The sequence below is a fragment of the Lactobacillus sp. B4026 genome (genome assembly GCF_026535825.1).
GTDB lineage: Bacteria > Bacillota > Bacilli > Lactobacillales > Lactobacillaceae > Lactobacillus > Lactobacillus panisapium.
In genome coordinates this window covers 127,598-134,247 of record NZ_JAFNPD010000006.1, presented here as the reverse complement: position 1 = coordinate 134,247, position 6,650 = coordinate 127,598, and the positions used below count along the sequence as shown (strand labels likewise).

Sequence of the window (6,650 nt, the reverse complement as noted above, 5' to 3'; positions counted from 1 at the left end):
TATATTTATGCTTCTTTGCTTTAATTTTCTTTTTATGCATTAATGGTCGTCCTTGCTTAATAAATAAAGCATCAACACCGCCTTCGTTTAATTTTCTTTGCCAATTCGCAATAGTGGAATGTTGTTTAATATTAAAATGATTGGCAGTAATTTGATAGCTGGCACTATGTTCTTTTCTCCAGTTTAAGACTTCTAATTTAAATTGACCACTATATCTTGTCTTAGAAAAGCTTTTTTCCAGGCCTCTGTTACCATACTGTTGATAATTATTGATCCAACCATCAATAGATTTACGTGATGTGATATGTAATTTCTCTTGAATTTCTTTTGTACTAAATCCTCTTTGATACAAATCTACTGCTTCTAATTTTGTTTTTAGTAAATATTTAGACATAAGAAAACCCCCGAATTGGAATCTTTGTCCAATTCCGGGGGTTAACTTCACATTGTCGAAGATGTTTTTGCGTAAACAAATCATATTTAAGGGAAAATGTTTGGTTTACGAGATATTTGCAGTTTGAGTTTTCGTTGTTGTATGTTGTCGTTTTTCACCTCCTTTAAGTAGTAAATTTAAGATTGTGGCCGATAAACTAGTAATCACAATCCCATTACTCAAAAAGAGTTGCACCGTAGCTGGCAAGTTTTTAAAGAACTGAGGGTAAATGGTTACACCTAAGCCTAGGCCAACGGATATGGCAATAATTAAAATGTTGTTATTATCGCTTAAATCGACTTTGGTCAATGTCTTAATTCCTTGAACGGCAATCATCGTAAACATAACTAGCATGGCGCCGCCAAGTACGGGCGTTGGAATAATTGTTACCAGAGCACCGATTTTGGGTAAAAGCCCCATTGCCATTAGTAAGCCGGCTGCCCAGTAAATTGGCCGCTTGGTCTTAATTCCTGAGAGTTGTAACAGTCCAACATTTTGGGAAAAGGTGGTATAGGGAAAGGCGTTAAACAAACCACCGAAAATTTGGGCCAATCCTTCGGCTCTGTAGCCTTTTTTGAGATCATCTTCTGTTATATTGTGGCCAAGTAAATCACCAGTGGCAAAGAAAACTCCGGTCGATTCGATCATTGAAACAAGCGCAATAATGATCATTGTTAGGCTGGAAGACCATTCAAATTTAGGAATGCCGAAGTAAAACAGCTGGGGTAAATGAAACCATGAGGCATCAATTACTGGCTGGAAGGAAACTAGTCCCATCAAAGAAGCAATAATTGTGCCGGCGATTAACCCGATTAAAACTGAGATTGAACGTAAGAACCCTTTTGTCCAGATTTCCAATGCCAAAATGATAAACATTGTGCAAAAGGCTAAAAACAAATTTTGCCCACTACCAAAGTTTTTGGCAGTAGCATCGCCACCGCCCATATTTTGGATAGCTACTGGGATTAGGGTTAGGCCAATTGTCGTAATTAACGTTCCAGTGACTACTGGCGGAAAGAACTTTTTGATTTTGGCAAAAAGACCAGAAATAAGAATTACGAAAATACCGGCAACGATAATTGCCCCATACATGTCGTTAATTGAAAACTTCTGTCCAATCATCTGCAAGGGCGCAACTGCCTGGATAGCACAGCCTAAGATAACGGGAAAACCAATGCCAAAATATTTATTACGCAAAAGCTGCAATAAGGTGGCGAGTCCGCACATGAAGATATCAATGGAAACCAAGTAGGTCATTTGTTCAGCGTTAAATTTTAGTGCCGAGCCGATTAGTAGTGGAACTGCAACTGCTCCAGAATACATCGCCAATAAATGTTGTAACCCTAGAACCGCCGCTTTTTGTTGACTAACTTCTTTTTGTGCCATTATTCTTCACCCATAAAATGTACTTGGTTGTCTCTAAGACTTGCAATATTGGCGAGAGCTTCCAGACGGTAGCCATGCTCTTTAATCCAAGCACTGCCTCCTTGGAAATTTTTAGCAACAACAATACCGATGCCAGCAATATTAGCTTTTGCTTGCTTAGCGATACTAATCATGCCCTTGACTGCTTCACCATTGGCTAAAAAGTCGTCGATAATCAGCAGATTGTCATCTTCATGGAGAAATTTTTGCTCAACGCAGATTTGGTTGGTTACTTTTTTGGTGTATGAATAAACATCGGCCCAGTAGACCGCGTCGTTTAGCGTAGCTGGCTTTTTCTTACGGGCAAAAACCATGGGCACATGCAATTCATAAGCAGCCATTACGCCCGGTGCGATGCCAGATGCTTCGCAAGTTAGGACCTTGGTTACGCCACTATCTTGAAAAAGCCGGGCAAATTCTTGTCCAACAGCCATCATTAGTTCTGGATCTACCTGGTGGTTTAAAAAAGAGTTGATTTTTAGGACATTCCCAGGCAGAACTTCACTATCACGACGAATGCGGTCTTCTAATAACTTCACAATTTCCTCCTTGAAAAAATAAAAGGGCCTTTTCTACCAAACTATGGTAAAAAAGACCCTTACAGCAGTAAAAAACTGCAATAATTGCTCTTAATCCATAGTTCAGAATTTATGGTTCTGAGTAGAAACTGCCGACCTTATTACGGCAATATACAGATTTAATATTGACTTGATGACTGCATTCTAACAAAGTAAATTAAGTTGTGCAAGATGAGATTTAAGGTGGAAAATAATATTTTTTATTTCTATAACTGGCCTTTTTTATTGCCACTTTTTCTCTTAAAAAGTGGTTGACCGCAAGGGAAATTCTTAGTACAGTTTAATCAAATTCTTGTTTTGGTAGAAAAGGAGCTCGGATGGCAGTAAAAAAGAATCTTCAAGATTTTGATGAAATTATTGTTTTGGATTTTGGTAGTCAATATAACCAGTTAATTACCAGACGTTTACGTGATTTTGGGGTTTATTCTGAGCTCTTGCCGCACGACATCAGCATGGCTAAGATCAAAGAAATTAATCCCAAAGGAATTATTTTTTCCGGTGGTCCAAATAGCATTTATGATGAAAATGCTTTGAAAGTTGATCCGCAGATTTTTGAACTCGGTATTCCGATTTTAGGAATTTGTTATGGCATGCAACTAATGTCATATTACTTAGATGGCGATGTGGAAAAAGCCGCTAACTCAGAATATGGCCGTGCGGATATCGCTATTGAAGATGCCAATTCGGTCTTGTTCAGTGGCTTACCCAAAGATGAGTATGTCTGGATGAGTCACGGCGACTTAGTTAAACAAGCTCCTGCGGGTTTCAAGGTGGTAGCTTCAAGTAAAAATTGTCCGATTGCTTCGATCGCTAATGATCAAGCTAAACTTTATGGCATTCAGTTTCACGCGGAAGTGCGCAATACTGAATATGGTCTTGATGTCTTGCGTAATTTTGCTTTCAAGGTCTGTGGCGCCAAAGCTGACTGGTCCATGACGGACTTTATTGACTTGCAGATTGCTGAAATTCGCAAAACGGTGGGGAATAAGAAAGTTATTTTAGGCTTATCCGGTGGTGTAGATTCCAGCGTTACTGCTACACTCTTGCATAAAGCAATTGGTAACCAGTTGACTGCAATTTTTGTTGATCACGGGATGCTCCGCAAAAACGAGGGCGACGAAGTGATGGCAGCCTTGAATCGTGACCTTGGGGTTAATATTATTCGGGTCAATGCCCAGGACCGCTTTTTAGCTAAACTAAAAGGCGTTACTGATCCGGAACGAAAACGGAAGATTATCGGTAATGAATTCATTGAGGTTTTCAATGAAGAAGCACAAAAAATGCATGATGTTGACTTCCTAGCTCAGGGTACACTCTACACTGACGTGATCGAAAGTGGCACTAATACCGCACAAACAATTAAATCCCATCATAATGTGGGTGGTTTACCAAAAGACATGCACTTTAAGCTGATTGAGCCGTTGCGTAAGCTGTTCAAAGATGAAGTGCGTGAGCTTGGTGAAAAGCTTGGTATTCCGCATGATCTGGTTTGGCGTCAGCCGTTTCCTGGTCCAGGACTTGGAATTCGCGTTCTTGGTGAAGTTACTGAAGATAAGTTGAAGCTCGTACGTGACAGTGACGCAATTCTGCGTGATGAGATCAAAAAGGCCGGTTTGCAAGAAAAAGTTTGGCAATATTTCACTGTTTTGCCTGGCATCAAGTCAGTTGGCGTCATGGGTGACGGCCGAACTTACGATTACACTATCGGTATCCGGGCAGTTACCTCAATTGACGGCATGACCGCGGACTTTGCCCGTCTGCCGTGGGATGTTTTACAAAAAGTTTCGACCAGAATCATCAACGAAGTTGATAACGTTAACCGCGTAGTATATGACGTTACTAGTAAGCCACCATCAACGATTGAATGGGAATAGGATAGTGTTATTTAATATTGGAGCGCTGATATTAGTAACAATTAATAGGTGCAAAAATTACTTAAAAAGGTATTAATTGACATAAAAGTCTTTCAGAAAATAAAATGATGAACTCTTAGTATTATAATGGTACTAAGAGCTTTTTAATTTTAAATTTTAAAGGATAAATATATGAATAATATAAAAATAGGATTTAATAAAAAGTATATTTCTCAAGATGAAATAGCAGAATTGGGTCTAGATAATACACACGCTGATATATTAGAGCATGACTTTAACCCCAAAGAACCAGTGAATTCAGCGTTTTTTAATCAAATTTTGCTTATTCTTGGAAATCTGGGAATTGGAGTTATAACAAATATCATCGCTGATGAATTAGTTGATCTAATTAATAAAGTCAGAAAAAACGCTAAAAATCAGAGAATGTATTTAATTGATTCCTCTGGTAAAAAAGAAAGAATGAATCAATCTATCATATTACTAGGTAATAATGGTCAGGTACTAAATCTTATATTTGAAACAGACAAAGAATTAAATGAAGTTCAACTGAATAATTTGAAAGAAATATTGAATCATTTGGTAGAAGGACATTATTATCTTTTTTTGAAAGCAGATGGAAAAATTAAAATTTTTACTGAATTAGAATATGCGCATTATCAGTATGATAATCAGTAAAAAATAATTGTACATAATTTAATAGGCATTAAAATAAATTAGATTTTAGAGTTAACTGGCCGTGGCAAAATAAAAAGATTTTTTTATTTGGTGAACTAATTCTTTTGCTTTAAGCTAAAAATAAAAACGTCTATAAACTAGATATATCCAAAATAATCTAGGCAGATTTAAATAATTATTTAAGTCCAGTTTTTTTAACTAGATGAACAGCCGCGTTACATGTTTCGGCGAAATTAATATTTTTAGAGTAGCTATTGCGATCTTGATATTTAGACCATAAACTTTCTAAGTTTTGATTTGTTTTAAGCATTTCTAGAGTTGATATTAAACTACCAATGAGGTCTTTGGTTCCACGCCGTTTGGTTGTTGCAATAATAGCTTTTTTAAGTAAATCAAAATCAATCATTTCATAATATTTTTGATCAAATATATATAAGTCATAAAAATCTTTTAATCGTGTATTGAATGTTGCCCGACTTATAACTGTTTCTAATTTTTCTGCGATAATAGTTTCAGTATTATAAGCCATAATTTGGATTTTCCGATTTTCCAATAAAAGTTGATGTTCGTATTTGATCGCTCGTTCGGTGATTACGTCACCTGTGGAAATATCAACTTTTATGTCAACACGTGAAGAATATACATAAGCTTTGATATGTAGTCGATAGCCATTGTATTCATCATTTTCTCTTATATCATCAATTTTTAATATTTTTAATATTATATTGTCTTCAGGTAATTTTATTGCACAGATTTCTTCAAAAATTCTTTGCATTGTATCTTTAGAAACTGTTAGTCCAATTACTGATGTATCTAAATCTCGGGTAGATCTTAAATCTGTTCCAATTAGAGACGCAATTAGAAATCCTCCCTTAAGTATAAAATTGTTTTTGTATTTTGAATTTGCAATTCTTTCTAAAAGATCATCAAGAATAACTTCTTGCAGCATGACTTGAGCACTTATTTTTCTTGCTTTTGCCATTTTTCTGATTTCAGCTAAAAATTGTTTTTGATTAGTAAAATTTAATTTCATAGAAGGACTCCCATATATCTTTGAATCTCATCATTCACCTTAAAAATCTTTGCATATTTTGAAAGCCTGAGAAGATTCTTGTGGTTCATTTTTGCATACGTATTCATTGCTTGCTTAATTGTTTCAGCGTCTGAACGATCTCTTTTTCTTAAAATATCACACAAAGTTCGTTCAATATTGTAAGTTCGAACTCTATGACCTCCAGGACTAATAATTTCTTCAGTTCCAATTTGAAAAAGCTTATTGGTTTGACGATAAGTTTTTAAAGGAACATCAATAAATTTGGCATGAGAATTAGAAATAGAAAAATTCATTTCATAAATTTCGGGGGTCCGATCAATCATTCCATGTAAAAATAGTGCCGTATCTTTATAGAAAATCCCTTTAGAATAACGATATTGTAAAGCTGCTAACTCATCGCCAAATTCTTTGGGATCAATAAAAACGCCTGGAGCAATTTTGGTGATTTTATTAGCCTTTTCTAAGCGATAGAGTGTGACCTTGGATGCTCCAGCTTTTTCAGCTTCTTTGACAGTAATCTGACCATGATTTTGTCTGATAAAGTTTAAAACAATTTCTGTTTGTCCCATATCACTATCTCCTATATTTGTTACTCATATATACAAATTGTA

7 protein-coding genes and 1 riboswitch are annotated in these 6,650 nt (G+C 36.0%); of the genes, 2 read left to right on the top strand and 5 right to left on the bottom strand.

All coding sequences use genetic code 11. From position 1 onward, the window contains the following. The 3 genes from J3U69_RS06630 to J3U69_RS06620 form a co-directional block, all read right to left on the bottom strand. Nucleotides 1-394: helix-turn-helix domain-containing protein (locus J3U69_RS06630; RefSeq protein ID WP_267413471.1), on the bottom strand; the 394-nt coding region annotated here is incomplete at its 3' end. A gap of 105 nt (nucleotides 395-499) precedes the next feature. Further along, complete coding sequence (locus J3U69_RS06625) at nucleotides 500-1,819, bottom strand: nucleobase:cation symporter-2 family protein (RefSeq protein ID WP_267413470.1); 1,320 nt, start codon at nucleotides 1,817-1,819, stop codon at nucleotides 500-502. Then, nucleotides 1,819-2,397 carry a xanthine phosphoribosyltransferase gene (locus tag J3U69_RS06620; protein WP_220234774.1) on the bottom strand — a complete coding sequence of 193 codons (579 nt, stop codon included), beginning with the start codon at nucleotides 2,395-2,397 and terminating at the stop codon, nucleotides 1,819-1,821. The genes J3U69_RS06625 and J3U69_RS06620 overlap by 1 nt, the downstream gene beginning before the upstream one ends. Nucleotides 2,398-2,475: 78 nt before the next feature. Further along, nucleotides 2,476-2,573, bottom strand: a riboswitch (purine riboswitch). Between the two features lie 180 nt (nucleotides 2,574-2,753). Here J3U69_RS06620 and guaA point away from each other — a divergent pair. Continuing rightward, nucleotides 2,754-4,310 carry a glutamine-hydrolyzing GMP synthase gene (guaA, locus tag J3U69_RS06615; RefSeq protein WP_267413469.1) on the top strand — a complete coding sequence of 519 codons (1,557 nt, stop codon included), beginning with the start codon at nucleotides 2,754-2,756 and terminating at the stop codon, nucleotides 4,308-4,310. A 171-nt stretch (nucleotides 4,311-4,481) separates the two neighbouring features. Next, on the top strand, nucleotides 4,482-4,985 hold the full coding sequence (locus tag J3U69_RS06610; RefSeq protein WP_267413468.1) for a hypothetical protein: 504 nt from the start codon (nucleotides 4,482-4,484) through the stop codon (nucleotides 4,983-4,985). 175 nt (nucleotides 4,986-5,160) lie between these two features. Here the strand turns inward: J3U69_RS06610 and J3U69_RS06605 are convergent, their stop codons facing one another. Both J3U69_RS06605 and J3U69_RS06600 read right to left on the bottom strand, forming a co-directional pair. After that, complete coding sequence (locus J3U69_RS06605; protein WP_267413467.1) at nucleotides 5,161-6,018, bottom strand: nucleotidyl transferase AbiEii/AbiGii toxin family protein; 858 nt, start codon at nucleotides 6,016-6,018, stop codon at nucleotides 5,161-5,163. Further along, entirely contained in the window at nucleotides 6,015-6,608 is a 594-nt protein-coding gene (locus tag J3U69_RS06600) for a type IV toxin-antitoxin system AbiEi family antitoxin domain-containing protein (protein ID WP_267413466.1), read from the bottom strand. Before J3U69_RS06600 ends, J3U69_RS06605 begins: the two co-directional genes overlap by 4 nt. Between the last annotated feature and the right edge of the window lie 42 nt (nucleotides 6,609-6,650).